Origin of the sequence: Methylobacterium sp. E-066 (assembly GCF_022829635.1) — a bacterium.
Classification (GTDB): Bacteria; Pseudomonadota; Alphaproteobacteria; order Rhizobiales; family Beijerinckiaceae; genus Methylobacterium.
This window is the reverse complement of sequence record NZ_JAKSYO010000186.1, coordinates 23284-40753: the sequence shown is the minus strand read 5'-3', so window position 1 is coordinate 40753 and position 17470 is coordinate 23284. Positions and strand designations below refer to the sequence as shown.

At 70.2% G+C, this 17470-nt stretch carries 20 protein-coding genes; 11 read left to right on the top strand and 9 right to left on the bottom strand.

Going from position 1 to position 17470, the window contains the following annotated elements; genetic code table 11:
• Positions 1-67: 67 nt before the first annotated feature.
• The gene (locus tag MKL20_RS27835) at positions 68-889 is read right to left on the bottom strand and encodes a rhomboid family intramembrane serine protease (RefSeq protein WP_244039391.1); all 822 of its coding nucleotides are present in this window, start codon (positions 887-889) and stop codon (positions 68-70) included.
• 294 nt (positions 890-1183) lie between these two features.
• Here MKL20_RS27835 and MKL20_RS27830 point away from each other — a divergent pair, with 294 nt between their 5' ends.
• Both MKL20_RS27830 and MKL20_RS27825 read left to right on the top strand, forming a co-directional pair.
• Entirely contained in the window at positions 1184-1783 is a 600-nt protein-coding gene (locus MKL20_RS27830) for a PAS domain-containing protein (RefSeq protein ID WP_244039390.1), read from the top strand.
• 229 nt (positions 1784-2012) lie between these two features.
• Positions 2013-2651, top strand: coding sequence for a PilZ domain-containing protein (locus tag MKL20_RS27825; RefSeq protein WP_244039389.1), 639 nt, complete (start codon positions 2013-2015; stop codon positions 2649-2651).
• An 18-nt stretch (positions 2652-2669) separates the two neighbouring features.
• On the opposite strand, the gene MKL20_RS27820 is transcribed toward MKL20_RS27825, so the two are convergent.
• The 3 genes from MKL20_RS27820 to MKL20_RS27810 all read right to left on the bottom strand — a co-directional run bounded on the left by MKL20_RS27820 (position 2670) and on the right by MKL20_RS27810 (position 4901).
• Positions 2670-3251, bottom strand: coding sequence for an SCO family protein (locus MKL20_RS27820; protein ID WP_244039388.1), 582 nt, complete (start codon positions 3249-3251; stop codon positions 2670-2672).
• 85 nt (positions 3252-3336) lie between these two features.
• Entirely contained in the window at positions 3337-3840 is a 504-nt protein-coding gene (locus MKL20_RS27815) for a PRC-barrel domain-containing protein (protein ID WP_244039387.1), read from the bottom strand.
• An 83-nt stretch (positions 3841-3923) separates the two neighbouring features.
• Positions 3924-4901 carry a LysR family transcriptional regulator gene (locus MKL20_RS27810; RefSeq protein WP_244039386.1) on the bottom strand — a complete coding sequence of 326 codons (978 nt, stop codon included), beginning with the start codon at positions 4899-4901 and terminating at the stop codon, positions 3924-3926.
• A 183-nt stretch (positions 4902-5084) separates the two neighbouring features.
• On the opposite strand from MKL20_RS27810, the gene MKL20_RS27805 reads away from it, so the two are divergent.
• Together MKL20_RS27805 and MKL20_RS27800 are read left to right on the top strand one after the other, a co-directional pair.
• Positions 5085-5711 (top strand): LysE family translocator, encoded by a 627-nt coding sequence (locus MKL20_RS27805; protein ID WP_244039385.1) that lies wholly within the window; start codon positions 5085-5087, stop codon positions 5709-5711.
• A 60-nt stretch (positions 5712-5771) separates the two neighbouring features.
• On the top strand, positions 5772-6251 hold the full coding sequence (locus tag MKL20_RS27800; protein ID WP_244039384.1) for a tRNA (cytidine(34)-2'-O)-methyltransferase: 480 nt from the start codon (positions 5772-5774) through the stop codon (positions 6249-6251).
• 45 nt (positions 6252-6296) lie between these two features.
• Here MKL20_RS27800 and MKL20_RS27795 read toward each other — a convergent pair whose 3' ends face one another.
• Entirely contained in the window at positions 6297-6566 is a 270-nt protein-coding gene (locus MKL20_RS27795; protein ID WP_244039383.1) for a hypothetical protein, read from the bottom strand.
• Positions 6567-6719: 153 nt separating this feature from the next.
• Between MKL20_RS27795 and MKL20_RS27790 the strand changes: the two genes are divergently transcribed.
• The 4 genes from MKL20_RS27790 (at position 6720) to MKL20_RS27775 (ending at position 8052) form a co-directional block, all read left to right on the top strand.
• Complete coding sequence (locus MKL20_RS27790; protein ID WP_244039445.1) at positions 6720-6947, top strand: hypothetical protein; 228 nt, start codon at positions 6720-6722, stop codon at positions 6945-6947.
• Positions 6948-6952: 5 nt separating this feature from the next.
• Entirely contained in the window at positions 6953-7309 is a 357-nt protein-coding gene (locus MKL20_RS27785) for a hypothetical protein (RefSeq protein ID WP_244039382.1), read from the top strand.
• Between the two features lie 111 nt (positions 7310-7420).
• Entirely contained in the window at positions 7421-7702 is a 282-nt protein-coding gene (locus MKL20_RS27780) for a BrnT family toxin (protein ID WP_244039381.1), read from the top strand.
• Between the two features lie 8 nt (positions 7703-7710).
• Positions 7711-8052 (top strand): helix-turn-helix domain-containing protein, encoded by a 342-nt coding sequence (locus MKL20_RS27775; protein ID WP_244039380.1) that lies wholly within the window; start codon positions 7711-7713, stop codon positions 8050-8052.
• 362 nt (positions 8053-8414) lie between these two features.
• Here MKL20_RS27775 and MKL20_RS27770 read toward each other — a convergent pair whose 3' ends face one another.
• The 4 genes from MKL20_RS27770 to MKL20_RS27755 all read right to left on the bottom strand — a co-directional run bounded on the left by MKL20_RS27770 (position 8415) and on the right by MKL20_RS27755 (position 13961).
• The gene (locus tag MKL20_RS27770; RefSeq protein WP_244039379.1) at positions 8415-9569 is read right to left on the bottom strand and encodes a GNAT family N-acetyltransferase; all 1155 of its coding nucleotides are present in this window, start codon (positions 9567-9569) and stop codon (positions 8415-8417) included.
• Positions 9570-9579: 10 nt separating this feature from the next.
• Positions 9580-10995, bottom strand: coding sequence for a lipopolysaccharide biosynthesis protein (locus tag MKL20_RS27765; RefSeq protein ID WP_244039378.1), 1416 nt, complete (start codon positions 10993-10995; stop codon positions 9580-9582).
• A gap of 172 nt (positions 10996-11167) precedes the next feature.
• Positions 11168-12667 (bottom strand): 2,3-bisphosphoglycerate-independent phosphoglycerate mutase, encoded by a 1500-nt coding sequence (gene gpmI, locus MKL20_RS27760; RefSeq protein ID WP_244039444.1) that lies wholly within the window; start codon positions 12665-12667, stop codon positions 11168-11170.
• 214 nt (positions 12668-12881) lie between these two features.
• Complete coding sequence (locus MKL20_RS27755) at positions 12882-13961, bottom strand: glycosyltransferase family 2 protein (RefSeq protein ID WP_244039377.1); 1080 nt, start codon at positions 13959-13961, stop codon at positions 12882-12884.
• A 356-nt stretch (positions 13962-14317) separates the two neighbouring features.
• On the opposite strand from MKL20_RS27755, the gene MKL20_RS27750 reads away from it, so the two are divergent.
• The 3 genes from MKL20_RS27750 to MKL20_RS27740 are packed head-to-tail and all read left to right on the top strand — an operon-like array spanning position 14318 to position 17446.
• On the top strand, positions 14318-15214 hold the full coding sequence (locus tag MKL20_RS27750; RefSeq protein WP_243968392.1) for an ABC transporter permease: 897 nt from the start codon (positions 14318-14320) through the stop codon (positions 15212-15214).
• Complete coding sequence (locus tag MKL20_RS27745) at positions 15214-16452, top strand: ABC transporter ATP-binding protein (RefSeq protein ID WP_244039376.1); 1239 nt, start codon at positions 15214-15216, stop codon at positions 16450-16452. The genes MKL20_RS27750 and MKL20_RS27745 overlap by 1 nt, the downstream gene beginning before the upstream one ends.
• A gap of 10 nt (positions 16453-16462) precedes the next feature.
• A complete protein-coding gene (locus tag MKL20_RS27740; protein ID WP_244039375.1) occupies positions 16463-17446 on the top strand; it encodes a glycosyltransferase family 2 protein in 984 nt (327 codons plus the stop codon).
• Positions 17447-17470: the final 24 nt, after the last annotated feature.

The following is a 17470-nucleotide window of genomic DNA, read 5'->3' as shown; positions in this document are numbered from 1 at the left end:
ATGCACGTGCTTCCTGGTTCGCATCGTCTGCGTCCGAAAACCGGCAGCCAGCTTTCGGGACGATGCGTCAGCTCCGCACCGTCTCGCGCCGATCCAGGAGCGGGAACAACAGGAAGCCCGCGATGAAACCGCCGAGATGCGCATCCCAGGCGATGGCGGCGTTCTCACCCACCAGCGGCACGCTCACGAGGCCGAACAGCAGGTTGGTGGCGAGCCAGATCGCCAGGAAGGCCACCGCCGTGCGGTTGCGCAGGAGCTCGGGGATCGTCTCGGCCGGCCGGTGCGGCGGCACTTGCCAGGGCGCTCCGGAATACCCGGAGGCGGGCGGCTGGAACACGAAGCGGGCGGCCGCCGCCATCAGGGCCGAGATCCCCGCCGAGGCGCCGACCAGCGGCCCCGCGCTCAAGGGGTCGATCAGCACGTGCAGCGCGCCGCCGGCCACCGTTCCGGCCAGCCCGATCAGGACGTAGCGCCCAGCGCCGCAGCGCCGGGCCACCGGTGACCCGAAGGCGGCCAGCCAGACGCTGTTGAAGATCACGTGCATCCAGGAGCCGTGCAGCAGGGCGTAGGTCGCCAGCGTCCAGGGCTGCAGCGCGTGCTCGGAGGTGATGTAGCGGGCAAACGCCTCGCGGGCGGCCTCCATGTCCGGGTCGCCGATTCCGGCCGCCGCCTGGATCACCTCGGCGGCCTTCCCCGGATCGAACCACACCGTCCAGCGGGCGGGCACCAGGGCGAGGTCGAGGACGACCCGGATGTCGAGGGTGTCCGGCAGCAGGAACTCGCGCACCGCCTGGATCGCCATCAGCAATCCGATCGAGAGCGTCACCACCCCCGGCATGTTGAACACGGGCACGCGGCTCTGGCGCGGAAATTCGGGGGAGGCATCCATCCCGGCACCATGTCGGGGCTAAGGGGGATCGGGCAAGTCCCGGCGACGTATTGAAGCCTTTTCGGGTGGTGTTCCGGTGCAGCGGCGCTGTCGAGAGCGTCCGAACATCGCTCCGGTCCCCGCACCGCCACGCATCCGAAATCGCGCCAGTCTCAATCCCAAAAAAATCCCGGGTTGGGCGGCACGGCGCATGCGCCCTGAATCCGAGATCGCCCCGGATCGCCGGCCCCTCCCCCGCGGATGTGCCAGATTGACCCGGGGACGGACAACAGGCGTATCGATCCGGGACGACCGATGAAACATCCCACGAGCCGCATGCTCCATGCCTATTGGGAGCGCCTGCGCGGTGAGCGCGCCGCGCCCGAGCGCGCCGAGATCGAGCCGGGCGAGATACGGCATCTGCTGGCCGACAGCCTGATCCTGGAACTCGACATGGCCGAGCGCTCGGCCACCGTCCGGCTCGCCGGCACCCGGGTCTGCGCCCTCTACGGCCGGGAGCTGAAGGGCGCGACCTTCGCCAGCCTGTGGGGCTCGGAGGCGCCCGATCCCTGGCGCATCGTCGACATCGTCGCCAGCGACACCCTGGGCGTGGTGGCGGGCCTGCGCGGCCAGAACACGGCCGGCGAGGCGGTGGATCTCGAATTGCTGCTCCTGCCGCTGCGCCATCGCGGGCGCATGCAGGTCCGGGCGCTCGGGACCCTGAGCCTCGAGACCACGCCGCATTGGATCGGCCTGCGCCCGCTCGTGGAGGCGGAAACCACCTCCCTGCGCATCCTGCCCGGCCGCCGGGTGGAGGCTGCCCCGCCGGCACGAGCGGCGATCCGGGGCCCGGCCGGCTTCCCCGGCCCGGTGCGCCGGGGGCACCTGCTGGTCCATGCCGGCGGGCGGGCCTGATACCGTGAGACAAATTCTGAATTCGATATATTAAACAGCAATTTTTCGGCGAGATATCGAATGCGCTCGGCACAAATAGGAGCCTGTACAGGCCAAGCCGAATCGCACGACCGCGCAGGACAGAAAAATCCACCCTGCGGCGGATATTGCTGAATCGGAGAAAAGACTTTCGTAACAGTCCGCGTCTAGCCTGCGATAACGATTGTCGCGGCGGGGAGCCCATCTCGGTATGATCGCGGTCGACGCCACCGCCGGAACGGATGCGGGCCGCGCGGCCAGCCGCGGGCGCGACGCCGCCGACCAGCGCCGCCACCAGCGCGTGCGGGTCTCCGTGCTCGGCCGCTACATGCTGGCCGACCGGCGGGAATATCCCTGCCAAACCGTGGACATGTCGCCGGGCGGCGTCCGGTTGACTTGCGCGGTGGTGGGCGAGATCGGCGAGCGCGTGGTGCTCTACCTCGAGCATATCGGGCGGATCGAGGGCGTCATCGCGCGCTACAGCGAGGGCGGCTTCGCCGTCCAGCTCAACGCCACGCCGCGCAAGCGCGACAAGATCGCGTCCCAGCTGACTTGGCTCGCCAACCGGGAGATCCTGGGCCTGCCCGAGGGGCGCTCCCACGAGCGTCTGGTGCCGACCCAGACGGCGGTGACCCTGCGGGTCGAGAGCGGGCGGGAGATCCAGGCCCGGCTGATCGATATCTCGATGTCGGGCGTGGCGATCGCCAGCTCGGCGACGCTGCATCTTGGGGCGTCCGTGACGGTGGGCAGCACCCCTGGACGGCTGGTCCGCTACTTCGAGGGCGGCTTTGGCGTGCAGTTCCTGCTGCCGCTCTCCCCCGACCGCTTCCATGCCGGGATGACGCTGTAGGGGCTTTTCCGGGGCGTCTCAGATCTTCTTCGCCAGCTGCGCCGCGGTCTCCTCGGCCGGGCGCGAGATGTCCAGGGCGCCGAGGAAGCGGTTCTGCGCGTCCATCACGTAGACGATGGCTGTGTGCTCCATCGTGTAGTCCCCGTCCTTGCCGGGCACCTTGCGGGCATAGGCGCGATACGCCTTCTCGGTGGCGACGATCTGCTCGGGGCTGCCGGTGAGGCCGGTGATACGCGGATCGAAGCTCGACAGGTAGGTCTTCAGGCTCGCCGGGTCGTCGCGCTCGGGATCGACGGTGACGAAGGCGACGCGCATGCGCGCGGCCTTGGGCCCCAGGGCGGCGAGCACGTCCGAGACCTGCTGCAGCGTCGTCGGGCACACGTCCGGGCAATGGGTGAAGCCGAAGAACACCAGGTGCGGCGCGCCGGCGAAATCGCGCTCGGTGACGGTGCGCCCGTCCTGGTCGATCAGCGTGAACGGGCCGCCGACACCGGGCACGCCTACGGGCGCCCGGTCCGGCATGAACGCGAACACCGCCGCCCCGGTCAGGCCGACGAGGCCGAGGCAGAAAGCCAGGAGCGGGATCAGGGCGCGGCGCATCTTTTTTCGACTCCGACCTCCGTGCAGCGGCTGGCACAGCACGGAACGGCGCGCGAAGGCAAGCCGGCTCGCCTGGGACCCGATGTCAGGGCTTGGCGGCGGGCTCCCCGGCGGGCGGGGCGGCGGCTGCGCCCTTCGGCGGCTCCTTGCCGAGGTAGATATATTCCGGCGCGGCCTTCAGCTGATCCTTGGTCGTGTCGATTCGGGCCTGGAGCGTCTTGTCGTCGCTCCGGTCGAGCTTCATCACGGACGGGTCGACCGCCACGTACTTCGAGCCGATACCGAGGAAGCCGCCGACGCCGATGATCCAGGCCTTCACGCTGCCCTTCTGGTCGAGGACGAAATCCGCGATCTGACCGATCGTGTCGTTGGCCGCGTTGGTGACGTTGGCGCCGATCAGCTTGCTGGCGACCATGTCGTCGGGGGTCTGAGCCACGAAGGTCGGGCGCAGGTTATCGGCCATGGTGGCCGGCTGACCGGGGGCCGGCGCCGCGGGCGCGCCGGCATTCGGGGTCGGGCTGGCAGTCTGCGCCGCGGCGGTTGCGAGGCCGGCCAGCAGGAGGGCCGAGGCGAGGAGCGGAGTGCGCATCGGGTCAGGACTTTCGGACGGAGGGCCGCGAACGAGGGTGGCGCCGCCTTAAGGCTTTGGCGCAGCGTAAGTTCCGCCGATTCTCACCGCGTACCGTGGATTGCCCGCCCCTTTGCCGGCTGAGCGACCGCGGCCCGGGACTCGCCGAGTGACGGCATCGCCGCCGCGAGGGTCGCGTTCATGCGCGCGGAGAGCCAGTCCACGAAGCGGCTCGCCCGCGCGTCATCCTCGATCGGATGTGCCGAGAGGGCGACGTACTGGGTCCCGTCCGGCCAGAAGCCGTGCAGACTGCACAGGCGCCGGGCCGCCACGTCCCGCTCGACCATGTGGATCGACGCGAGGGCGACCCCCTGCCCGGCCAGGGCGGCCTCGATGGCGAGGTAGAAGTGCTCGTAGGTCCGGTCCGAGGTGCAGGCGATCGCCGGACGGTTCAGGCGCTTCCAGGTCGCCCAGCCATCGGGCCGGCTGCGGGTGTGGAGCGCCGGAAGCGGGAACCGACCCGTCTCCGCCTCGAACCCGGCGAGTGCCTCCGGCGCGCAGACCGGCCCCATCGCCTCGTCGCAGATCACCCGGGCATGGAGCGCGCCGTCGATCGGAAAGTCGTTCCGGCGAATCGCGAGATCGACATGATCGCGCCGGAAATCGATGCGTCCGCCGGCCGCCAGCACCCGCACCTCGATCCCGGTGGCCTGCTGGAACGCGCCGAGGCTCGGGATCAGGAATTTCAGGCACAGGGTCGGCTCGCAGGACACGACGAGGGGCTGCTCCGAGCCCCTGGTGCGGAAGTCGGAGAGCGCGTCTTCCAGATCGCCAAATATGCTCCGGAGCCGGGCGGCCAGAGCACGCCCGCGCTCCGTCAGGAACACCCCCCGGTTCCTGCGCACGAACAGCGCCTCGCCGAGATCCGCCTCGAGGTTCTTGATCTGCTTGCTGACGGCGCCGTGGGTGACGTGCAGTTCCTCCGCGGCCCGGGTCAGGCTTCCATGCCGGGCGGCCGATTCGAACACCCGCAGCGCGCCGAGTTGCGGCAGGCGTTCGCGCATGGGGTCCGGGGCGTTCATCCGGTGAGTTTTCCTCACGCATCCCGGTGAGAGCAACTCGATTTTTTCGGTCCGGGGCCTGTGCTTCCATGCGCTGGACCGCGGCGCCCCGAAGCCGCGGCCCTACCCCGACACCAGCGACACCGCGCACCGGCGCGTCGGCGACGACGCGCGGCCGGATTCGCGAGCCTTGAGGAATCCGCGATGGAGCAGGCCGCCCTGATCGTTCCCGTCGTCTGGCTGGCCGTGCTGAGCCCCGGCGCCGATTTCGCCATGGTGTCGCGCAACAGCTGCCTCTACGGCCGGCAGGCGGGTTTTGCCGTCAGCACCGGGATCGCACTCGCGTGCTGGTTCCACGTCGCCTACGCGATCGTCGGGATCGCGCTCATCGAGCGCACGATCCCCCACGCCTTCGGCCTCATCCGGATCCTGGGTGCCGCATACCTCATCGTCATGGGCGTCTCGATGGTGCTGCGCCGCCCGGCGGCCGAGCCGGAGGCGGCCGGACCGGCCGCCGCCTTCAGCGCGCGCGGCGTCGTCACCGGACTCCTCACGAACGGGCTCAATCCCAAGACCTCGATCTTCGTGATCAGCATCTACAGCCAGGCGCTGGGTCCGGACGCCGCGTTGCAGCAGCAGGTTGCCTGGGGCCTGTTCATATCGCTGTCCCACCTGGCGTGGTTCGCCCTGGTCTCGTCGTATCTCTCGAAGCCGGGCGTGCGTGACTTTGTCCTGCGCCGCCAGAGCCTGTTCAACCGCGTGATCGGCCTCATCCTGATGCTGTTCGGAACGATGCTCCTGGCCGTCAACCAGCCGGGCGGCCTGCCGTAGCCCGGATCGCGAGCGCGGTGCTTTGACGACGGGGCGCCGGCCCATCACAAGCCTCACCCCATGCTCCGCCTCGTCCTCTACCAACCCGACATCCCCCAGAACACCGGCACGATGCTACGGATGGCCGCCTGCCTCGGGCTGGCGGTCGAGATCGTGGAGCCGGCGGGCTTCGACGTCTCGGACCGGCACCTGCGCCGCTCGGGCCTCGATTACCTCGACCACGTGGCGATCACCCGGCACCGCTCGTTTTCGGCCTTCGAGGCGTGGCGGGCCGGGGCCGGCCTGCGGCTGGTGCTCGCCACCACGGCGGGCGCCCTGCCCCACACGGCGTTCGGGTTCCGCCCGGACGATTGCATCATGGTCGGGCGCGAATCGGCCGGCGTGCCCGACGCCGTCCACGCGGTATCCGATGCCAGGGTGGTGGTGCCGATCCGCCCCGGCCTGCGCTCGCTCAACGTCGCGATGGCGGCAGCCATGATCACCGGCGAGGCCCTGCGGCAGACCGGCGGCTTTGAAGCGGATCCCGGCAAGCCGGCTTGATAAGGGCGGGTTGGCGCTATCGCCGGCTACGCGGCTCGACCATCCCTATTTCGCGGGCGCGCCCTGCACGATGCCGATCGCGGAGGCCGACGGTGGGTCGCCGTTCGCCCCCAAGCTCGCCGGGGTGGCACAGATGGCTGAGGCCTGCGGCACGGCGTCCAAGGCGGCCTGAGCCTCCTCTTCCGCCAGCCGCCGGCGCTCTTCCGCGTAGCCGCCGGCAATCGCCATATCGACGAGGCGCCGGGTCAGCCGGAAGGCCAGCCAGAACAGGACGAGGCAGACGGCAGTCGCGGCGGCAGCCTTCAGCGGGTCCACGGGACTCCTCGAACAATCTCCCCTATGTCGGGAGCGCCCCTCTTAGAGCCGCCCGCGATCGCGTTGCAATTGGACTTGGCTCCGAGGTCGCCATCCAACCCGGGCTCAGCCCCCATCCGCGCCGGACCGGCGTTCTTGATCAGGCAGGTGCCGTTGCGCGAGACCTTCCATATCGAAGTCCTCGGCCACGAGGCGGACGAGGTTCAGACGCGGATCTCGGTGCGCGTCGGCAGCCTGGAGACCGCCCAGGAGCGGGCCCTGCGCCTGTTCGCCCGCGCCCGGGTCCCCCAGCGCTCCGGCGAGCCGGCCCAGGCCGTGCGGGTGATCGACGGTGCCGGCCGCGAGGTGTTCTTTCGAAGCCGCTTCGATGAGGGCGATTGAGCCCGATGCGCGCCGCCCTGATCCTGCCCGGGCTCGTCCTGCTGACCTGCGGGCTATTCCTGCGCAGCTATACCCTGGCGCCGGCCCCGGACCGGCGCGGCGGCACGACCCTCCAGTTGACCTGGCCGAACCGTCCGCTGTTCGGCAGCCCGCGGGCCGACTGCCTCGGCACGCACGCGGACGAACCGGTCGTCGCCTGCCTGATCGCCTCGGTCGGCCGGGCACGGAGCGAGGGCGTTGCGGTGATCCAGCTGCCTTTCTGCGCGACCTGCTACGCCCTGTCCGAGCTGATCGCGCGCATCGGCCGTGACGAGGCGGCGACGCAGGCGCGTCTCACGCAGATCGCCCGCCTCGGCTGGTGAGGCGTGCCCTGTTCGTCCTTGCCGTGGAGGCGACAGCGGGCGCGGTTTTATCCTGGTCCGACCGCGGCGTGATCGCGTTGCGGGTCCTGCGCCCCGGGCGTACATTCCGGCATGGACTTCGACTGGTCGGATGCGAAGGAAGCGGAGGTCCGCGCCGAGCGCGGCCACGGCTTCCGCGTTCCGAGCCGGATCTTCGCAGGCCGAACCGTTGAGTGGGAGGATGACCGCGACGATTATGGAGAAATCCGCATGATTGCGGTCGGCCGCGTCGAACGCCGTTACTGGACGGTCGTCTACACGGACCGCGAGGACGCGACGGGACCTTACCGCTGGATCATCACTGCTTGCCCGTCCGAAAAATGGGAACAGCACAGATGGCGCGCAGGAGCCTAGAGGACATCATGGCCGGCGAGGCGGATCTCGATGTCGAGAAGCTCGCGGCCACCACCGACGATGCTATCCGCGGCTACAAGGCCCAGGATGGATTCGCCGATCTGCCCGCCGGGCCGGCGCGTCTCGTGCTCGCACCGGCCGAAGTGCGCACGCGGCTGGGCATGACGCAGGAGGCGTTCGCGCGCGCCCTGCAGATCCCGGTGGCGACCCTGCGGAACTGGGAGCAGAACAGGAAATTGCCCGACCCCGCGGCCCGCTCGCTGCTGAACGCGGTGGCCCGGGAACCGGAAGCTGTTCTGCGCGCCCTCGGCTCACCGGTCGCGGCACCTGCCAAGAGGCTGTCCCGATAAGATTACGCCAGCAAGGCGCAGTCCTCAGAAAGAAAGCCGCTTCTCAGAGCCTGTTTAACTGTGTGATCGCAGTCGCGTGACGGTTCCAACCGACGTGTATCCCTATCGTCCCCTCATCCTGAGGTGCTGCGCAGCAGCCTCGAAGGAGCCCTCCAGGGATCGCCCAGCCCGATGGAGGGCTCCTTCGAGGTCTCCGCTCCGCTACGCCACCTCAGGATGAGGTCGAGAAGGGGAAAGACCGGTCAAACAGGCTCTCAGCGATCTTCGTCGCCCCGCCGATTTTTGCGCCATTCGTGATGATGCTTGCAGTTGGCCACCCGCGCACCTCTTCCTCACACGATGACCCGCTGCTGCGGAACGACTCACGCAGATCGCCCGGCTCTGTTGGTGAGGCGTGCCCGCGCCACACGCTCGCGGGCGCGCTCCAGGGTTCGGGCCAGCGGGAACAGCGGGTCGCGCCCGGCCTCGACCAAGAGGTGAGCGATCGGCCGTCGTTCCGTCCAGAAGGTGGAGCCGAGGGCGAAATCCGGCGGGGCGCAGGAGTCGATCCGGTCGATCCCCTCCCCGGCCAGCACCGCCTCGGTCAGGCGGTGGACGAGCTGTACCCCGGGGGCGGCCTCCGAATCCGCCTCGTCGTGGGCGATCTTGAGCACCCAGGCCTCGGGGCCGGTGAGCGGCAGGATTGCGGAGGCCAGGATTCGGTCGTCCCTGCGCAACCGGGCAACGCGCACGCGCCCCTCGGCTCCGAGATCGGCCAGCACGGCGCGCAGGAACGCGACCTCGTCGGGCCGCTGCCCCAGGCCGGTGCCGGCCCGGCCCTTCCAGCCCGCCGCCTCCAGGGCGACGTGGTCGTCCAGGGCGCCATCGAGCGCCGCCGGCGCGTCCAGGATCTCGAGTGCGACCGGTCCCGCGGCCTCCAGGCGCTGGCGGGCGAGGCGCAGCTTGCGCCGCCGCTTGCCGGAGAGATGGTCGAGATAGGTCTTTCGCGCCTGCACCGACCGGTCGGTCACGTCGAGCAGGCCGCGCGCGTGCGGCCAGTAGGCCGCCTGCCGCACCCCGTGCGCGGCCAATAGGTCGGCAAAAGCACCGTCCGCGGGCGCGTTCGGTAGGAGCAGCCGCGGCGGCAGGCCGAGCGCCCGCGGCGCGGCGAGCAGGGCGGCGAGCGCGGCCTCCGGGTCGGCGCCGCCGAGGAGCGGCGCCCCGAACGGGCAGTAGCCATGGGTCCAGCCCATCAGCAAAGGCAGCGGCAGGCCCCAGCGGCGCCAGGACAGCCGGAACGGCCAGGCGGCCAGGAGCCGCGCGCCCGGCGCCTCGGGGGGCCGGTCGGCGATGATCAGCAGCCGCACGCCCGCGCCAAAAGCCTTTGTGGCCGCGAGTGCGTAGCCGGCTTCGTAGAACGGGTTGCGGCTATGGGCGTCCGCGCCGAGCGCCCGCCAGGCCGGGATCCAGGATGCATCCGGGTCGAGGGGCCGAACCGCCGCCGTCGATCCGTTAGGGAGGGTAACGGCATCTCGCATGGCGCGACCGTCAGGCCGCCAGCCGGTGGCGGATCGCCCCGGCGAAGCCGAGCACGTCGTAGTGCCATGCGGTCGCCCCCGCCCCGGCCACCAGCAGGACCAGCCGCAAGACCTGACCGGGGGGCATCAGCCCCCCCGGCACCAAGCCGATCCCGGCGGTCACCGCGCCGCAGACCAGGGCGGCGCCGGCGATCCCGACCATGTCGGCGAGCGGCACCGGCATCGTGGTGCCGGCCCGGTAGGCGCCGAGCACCAGCACCAGGCAGGCCGCCGCCTGCCCGCCCGCGAAGGCGAGCGCCGCCCCGGAGGCGCCGAGCCTCGGGATCAGCAGCAGGGACAGCGCCGCCACCGCCGCCAGGGTGGCGAAGGCCGCCGCCGCTTCCAGCCCGCTGGAGCGGGTGAAGTAGATCACCTGCCCGAAATAATAGGCCCGGAACATCATCAGGATGCTGGCCAGGATCAGCACCGGGGCGAGCGCCCGCGCCTCCGCCCGGTAATCCGGCCCGAGCAGCACCGCGACCACGAGGTCGTCGAAGCACAGGAAGAACACGGCTCCGAAGGCGGCGATCAGGGTCATGGCCCGGGCGGCGTCGCTCAGCACCCCGGAGGCGGCCGCGATGCCGCCGACCCGCGCCTCGCGCTTGGCGATGGAGATCAGCGACAGGGCGATCGCCTCCCCGAACACGATGAAGCTCTGCTTCAGGAAGTCGGCGAGCGCCCCGTAGGCGCCGAGCCCCGCGGGCCCCACCGTCTTGGCGATGATCAGCCGGTCGAGACTCTGGGCGAGCGCCGCCGTCCCGAAGGAGAGCACCAGCGGCCAGCCATAGGCGAACAGCCGCAGCGCCTCGGCCCGGCTGCCGCGGCCGGGCATCATCGGGGCGATGGTGATCGCGGCCGGCAGCGCCGCCAGGGCGTTGGCGGCGGCCACGGCAAAAGCGAGGTGCAGCGGATCGGCCGACAGGTGCAGCGCCAGGCTGCCCAGGCCGAGGATCAGCACGGCCCGGCTCATCACCGAGGCCGCCACCGCCCCGGCCTTGAGGCGCGTGCGGGCGATCTCGGTGGAGCCCTCGAACAGGGTCGTGCCGAAGGCCAACGCCAGGATCGCCGCCGCCATAGGGCCCGAGACCAGCCCGAGCCCGGCCGCCAGCGCGCTGCCGAGGCCGGCGAGCAGCAGCGTGCCGGCGAGGATCCGCACCACGGTGCCGACCTGCGCCGGCTCGCGCGCCTCGTCGTAGAGGGCGAAGAACGCGAATTTCGGCCACTGGCAGGTGGCCCCGTAGAGCACCAGCGCCCAGGACAGGACGTACAGGTATAGGCCGTAGCTCTCCACCGGCGCGAGCCGGGTGAACACCGCCACGGAGGCCATGTTCAGGGCGGCGGCAAAGCCGCGCGAGCCGACATAGATCAGGCTGTGCCGGGCAATCATGTCCTACGCATCATGCGCCATAACGGTCGCCGCTTCGGCGATAACCCTTATGCGGGCGCAAGCGTTAGAGCATCGTCTCTTTCCGAATGCCCGAAGCCACCTTTCGGGACGATGCTTTCAGACGACGTTGCTTCGATCCCGCATCCGGACAGGCGCTGTGTCGTGGCCCCCCTCAGCGCCTGATCAGCGACTTGCCGGTCATCTCGGCCGGCTGGTCGAGGCCCATCAAGTCGAGGAGGGTCGGCGCGACGTCGGCCAGCCGGCCGTCGGCGAGCGTCACGCCGTCGACGCCGACCAGCGTCACCGGAACCGGGTTGAGCGTGTGGGCGGTGTGCGGCTCGCCGGTCTCCGGGTCGCGCATCATCTCGCAATTGCCGTGGTCGGCGGTGACGAGGAGCGCCCCACCGCTCGCCGTGATCGCGTCGACCACCCAGCCGAGGCAGGCATCGACCGTCTCCACCGCCTTCACGGCGGCGGCAAGGCTGCCGGTATGGCCGACCATGTCGGGGTTGGCAAAGTTCAGGAGGATCATATCGTAGCGTCCGGAGCCGATCGCCTCGACGGCGCGGTCGGTCAGCTCGGCGGCCGACATCTCCGGCTGCAGGTCATAGGTTGCCACCTTCGGCGAGGGCACCAGGATCGCGTCCTGGCCCTCGAACGGCGCCTCGCGGCCGCCGTTCATGAAGTAGGTGACGTGGGGATATTTCTCAGTCTCGGCCATGCGCAGCTGGGTGCGGCCGGCCCGGGCCACGGTCTCGCCGAGGCCGTTCGGCAGGTCGAGGGGGCCGAACAGGGTGTCGGCGAAGGCATCGATCTCGACGCTGTACTGGACGATCCCGAGGGCGGCGGCGAACCGGACCGTCCGCGCGCGGGGAAAGCCCGCGAAGTCCGGATCGAGCAGGGCTTCGAGGATCTGCCGGGTCCGGTCGGCGCGGAAGTTGAAGCTCAGCACGCCGTCGCCGTCCTTCATGCCGGCATAGTCGCCGATGATGGCCGGCCGCAGGAACTCGTCCGACAGGTCGACCACATAGGAGGCGGCGATCGCCTCCAGGGCGCTCGGGAACGGGGCGCCGCGCGCCGCAATCATCGCGTCGTAGGCGATCGAGACCCGCTCCCAGCGCCGGTCGCGGTCCATCGCGTAGTAGCGGCCGCACACGGTGGCGATGCGGGCGCCTTCGGGGAGCGCGGCCTCGACGGTCTCCAAGCAGCCGGCTGCGGAGCGCGGCGGCATATCGCGCCCGTCCGTGAAGGCGTGGAGGCGAACCGGCACGCCAGCCTCGACCAGCACCCGCGCCAGCGCCACCGCGTGGTCCTGGTGCGCGTGGACGCCACCGGGCGACAGCAGGCCGACAAGGTGGCAGGTCCCGCCGCTCGCCCGCAATGCATCGATGAACCGGACGAGCGCCGGGTTGGTGGCGAGCGAGCCGTCCGCGACCGCGGTATCGATGCGCGGCAGGTCCTGCATGACCACCCGGCCGGCACCGATATTCAGATGGCCGACCTCGGAATTGCCCATCTGCCCCTCGGGCAGGCCGACATCGGCCCCGAAGGTCATCAGGCGCGCCCGGGGACGCTCCGCCATCAGCGCGTCGAAGACGGGGGTCCGCGCCTGGAGGACGGCGTTGTCGGCGACCGTGTCCCGGAGTCCCCAGCCGTCGAGGATCACGAGCATCACGGGGCGCGGGGTCCTGTCGGGCACGGTCACAACACTCCAAAGCCGTCACGGCACGATGCGGGGTCCGGGCCCCACGGAGCCCGGAAACATGCGCGTGTCGATAATCGGCTTGGCCGCGCGAGACTACAGCCCTGGATAGGAATCGGCGACGGATGCGGAACGGCGCCCGGGTTCTGACACCGGATCCACAGGTCCGATCACGGACGTCCCGTCAATTGACGCTCGCCGGGTCCGATCCGGACGGGACGCCCAGCAGGGGCGGTTTCCGGCGCAGGGCGGTCCGCAGCAGCGTCCGGCGATAGCCCCGATGCGACAGGAAGCCGACCGCCCAGGACAGGTGCATGGCGATCGCCGCCGGGCCGCTCATGACCAGCACCGGTTCCCGCGCCTTCACCGCCAGAGCGAGGCCGCTCAGGCCGCAGCCGCCCGCGTAGAGTGCCAGCAGGAGCAGCAGCATCGGCGCGACCGTCACGAGCGCCAGCGCGGCGATGCCGTAGAGCAGGACCAGGGGCGGCAGCATCTGGCGCATCCGCGGCAGGCAGGCGTGCTTCTCCAGGGTCCGGGCGCAGCCGCGGCCATAGAGGAAGTATTGCCGCGTCAGGCTGAACAGGGTCGCGCGGGGAAAGTAGGTCACGGCGAGATCGGCCGCGAGATAGATCTTGCCGCCGGCCGCGCAGAACCGGCGGTCGAGCTCGGCGTCCTCGTTGTGCGAAAAGCTCTCGTCGTAGCCGCCGACCCGCAGGAACTCGCGCCGGTCGAAGATGGCGTGGTGGCCGTGGGAGACGTAGCCCGAGATCCCGCCCAGGCGGTGCGCCGACCCGCCATTGCCGAGCCGGCTGTTCTGGGCGGCCGCGATGGCCCGCTGCAGCGGCGTCACCCCGACGGTCCGCAGGGGCACGACCACGGAGACCGCCTCCCGCAACCGGATCGCCTGAACCAGGTCCCGCACCCAGTGCTCGGGATAGGCGGCGTGGCAATCGGCGCGCACGAGATAGGCGGAGCCCGGATGCGCGAGCCGCGCCGCGAGGTTGAGGCCCGAGGCCTGGATGCGCCGGGCGTTGTGGATCAGCTGGATCCGCGGGTCCTCGGCACTCAGCGCCCGGACGATCGCGCAGGTGGCGTCGCTGCTGCCGCCGTCCATCACCAGCAATTCGCAGGCGAGCGACCCTGAGGCCGGCATCACCGAGCGGATCGCCTCGGCGATGTGGTGGGCCTCGTTCAAGGCCGGCATGGCGATCGTCACGAGCGGGATGCTCGCGCCGTCCGAGCCATCGACCGAAGCGTCCTTCATGGCGGTTCTCCTGAGACCCGAGCCCGATCTTTCGCCGGACCAGCGGTGGCCCCGTTCCGGAGGACTCTCAGCGCCTCGGTGAGGACGGCTCGTACGCCCGGCACGCGTGTCCGGGCCGGCCGAGCCGGTCTCGACAGAGACGATGTCCCGCGCCCGGGGTCTCTTCTGTGCTCATAAGCAATCAATACCGTGCTTAACGACAACCACCTCTTCAGTCGGGAGGCGCGGTACGACGAAAGATGTAATTCGTGCCGGCCGACCGCGGTGATAGCCCAGCTCGGTGGGGTCCCCGATCCGGCAGCCTGATGCCGCGAGCGGATCCCGCAAGCACCGATCGTCGTGCGGGATCGCCTCGAATGATGGACTCTTTGGACGCGTTTGCGCTCGATGCGCCGAAACACGGGCTCACCGGGCCGAGATCAGAACCGACCGCGATGCCGGTCACCGAGATTGTTCCGGATCATAAGCTCGTCGCCTTCGATGCCGCGAGCGTCTGGCAGTATCGTGGGTTGTTGTGGGTCCTGATCCTGCGCGACCTGAAGGTGCTCTATCGCCAGACCGCGCTGGGCGCCTGCTGGGCCATCGCCCAGCCGCTGTTCACGGTGGCGATCTTCACGGTCATCTTCGGCCATTTCGCCAAGATCCCCACCGACGGGGCGCCCTACGCACTGTTTGCCGGCAGCGCCATCATCCTGTGGACCTACTTCGCCGAGTCGGTGCGCCGGAGCGCCACCGGCCTCGTCACCGAGGCGGAGCTCATCCGCAAGATCTACTTCCCGCGCCTGGTGATCCCGCTTGCCACCGTGGTGTCGCCGATGGTCGACTTCGCCATCGCTCTCGGGGTGATGCTGGTGCTGATGCTCTGGTACGGCGTGGTGCCGAGCTGGCACATCGTCTTCGCGATCCCGACGCTCGCCGTCACCGCGATGCTGGCGCTCGGGGTCAGCCTCTGGCTCGGGCCGGTCAACGTCCGCTTCCGGGACGTCAAGCACACGCTGCCGTTCCTCATCCAGATCTGGATGTACGCCTCGCCGATCGTCTACGCGGCGAGCATCGTCCCCGACTCGGTGCGCTGGGTCTACGCGCTCAACCCGATGGTCGGGCTGATCGAGGCGTTCCGGTTCGCGATCCTCGGCGGAACCGGCCCCGACGTTTTCGCGCTCGCCGTCTCGGTCACGGTCGCATCCCTGCTGCTGGTCACCGGACTGATCTTCTTTCAGCGCATGGAGCGCTCTTTCGCGGATATAATCTGATGTCGATGGCGATCAGCGTACAAGATATCGGCAAGCAATACTGGCGCGCCCCGCGGGCCACGCACGAGAACTCCCTGCGCGAGGCGCTCGTCGAGGGCGCGCGGGGGCTGCTGACGCGGAAGTCCGAGGCGCGCCCGTCCAAGGAGGGCTTCTGGGCCCTCAAGGATGTCAGCTTCGGCATCAAGCACGGCGAGAATGTCGGCATCATCGGGATGAACGGGGCGGGCAAGAGCACCCTGCTCAAGCTGATCTCCCGGATCGCCGCCCCGACCACCGGCAGCATCAAGCTGGTCGGCCGGGTCGGCGCCCTGCTCGAAGTCGGCACCGGCTTCCACCGGGAGCTCACCGGGCGCGAGAACATCTTTCTCTACGGCTCGATCCTGGGCATGCACCGCCACGAGATCGCGGAGAAGTTCGACGCGATCGTCGAGTTCTCGGAGATCGGCGACTTCATCGACATGCCGGTGAAGCGCTATTCCAGCGGCATGTATGTCCGGCTGGCCTTCTCGGTCGCCGCCCATCTCGAGCCCGACATCCTGCTCCTCGACGAGGTCCTGGCGGTCGGCGACTACACCTTCCAGAAGAAGTGCATCGACTTCGCCCGGCGCCTCCAGACCAAGGGCTCGACGATCCTGCTCGTCTCGCACAACATGTTCAGCGTGAAGACCATGTGCGAGCGGGTCATCTACATCAAGAACGGCCGCGTCGCCTTCGACGGCCCCACCGACGAGGGCCTGCACCACTACGAGCGGGACAGCTACCTGGCCGATGCCCCGTGGTTCAAGCCGGAGGGCGGCCACCACCCGGTGGAGATCCGCGAGGTGACGATCGCCGACGAATCCGGGGCGCCGAAGACGCTGTTCCGGCACGGCGAGCGGATGCGGATCACCGCGCGCTACAACGCCGCGGAGCCGATCGCCGACCCGCATGTCCTGTTCTCGGTCACGCGGTCGGACGAGCTGCTCTGCTGCAACTTCAGCACGATGACGGACCGCGCCAAGCTGCAGACCCTGTCGGGCGACGGCACGATCGAGCTGCTGACGCCGCCGCTGACCCTGAACGCCGACACCTACACGGTCTCGGTGGTGGTCCGGCAGCGGGGCTTCGAGCGCCTGCTCGCCGCAAAGGTCGGCGCCCGCTTCCACATCGAGCACCCGGTCTTCGCCCCCGACGTGTTCGGCGTGTTCCACATGCCCGGCACCTGGTCGGCGGACGCGGCCGGCGGCGGCACGAACTAGGGTTGGGACCATGAGCAAGCCGTCGATGCCTCAGCCGCGCCGCGTCTCCGTCGTCGTCCCGACCGCGGACCGGCCCGCCCTCCTCGAGGACGCGCTCGCGAGCATCCGGGCCCTGGAGGGCCCGGAGATGACGTTCGAGATCCTGGTCGGCGACAACGGTACGGACCCGGAGACCCGGGCGGTCGCGGCGCGGTTCGGGGCGCGCTACCTGCCGGCCGACCGGCCGGGGGCCGGGGCGGCGCGCAATGTCGGGCTCGCGGCCGCCACCGGCGAGTTCGTGGCCTTCCTCGACGACGACGACATCTGGCGGCCGGGGCACATCGCGCCCCTGATCGCCGCGCTCGACAGCCATCCCGAATGGGACGCGCTCATCAGCCAGGCGATCTACACGGATACCGAGCGGCGGGTGATCGGCGATCCGTGGCCGGCCGAGCCGCCGGCGGGAGCCGTCCCGTTGCTGCGCGCGATGCTGAGCGGCCTGTTCCCGCAGATCGGGACGGTGCTGGTGCGCCGGGACGCGCTGGCCGGATACGGCACCTTCGACGAGGCGCTGATCGCCGGCCAGGACCTCGACTGGCTCCTCCGCTTCGCGCGCCGGCGCCGCCTCGGCCATGTCCACGTCCTCGGCACCTTCGTGCGGACGCGGCCCCAGGGCAGCTTCGACGCGCTCCAGCGCATGCGCGTGCGCTACGACCGAAAGGTCTTCTACCGGCACGCGATCCCGGAATGGCGGGTGTGGCGGTCACCGGGCGACTTCTACCGCGCCCAGTCGATGATGCTCTGGCACTTCTTCAGCTATTTCGAGACCGCCGCCGCGACGCGGGCCGTCAACGGCGATCGGTCCGGCGCGTGGGGCGCGATCCGCGCGATGTTCGGCGTCTTCCCGGTGCGCTCCCTGGTCCATGTCGTCGCGGACCGGCCCCTGAGACGGACCGTCCTGCAGCTCCTGCGCCGGTCCGGCCGGGCGACGCTCTCGGCCCCGCCGTCCCGCTGACGCCGCGCCGGCGGCCCGTCACGC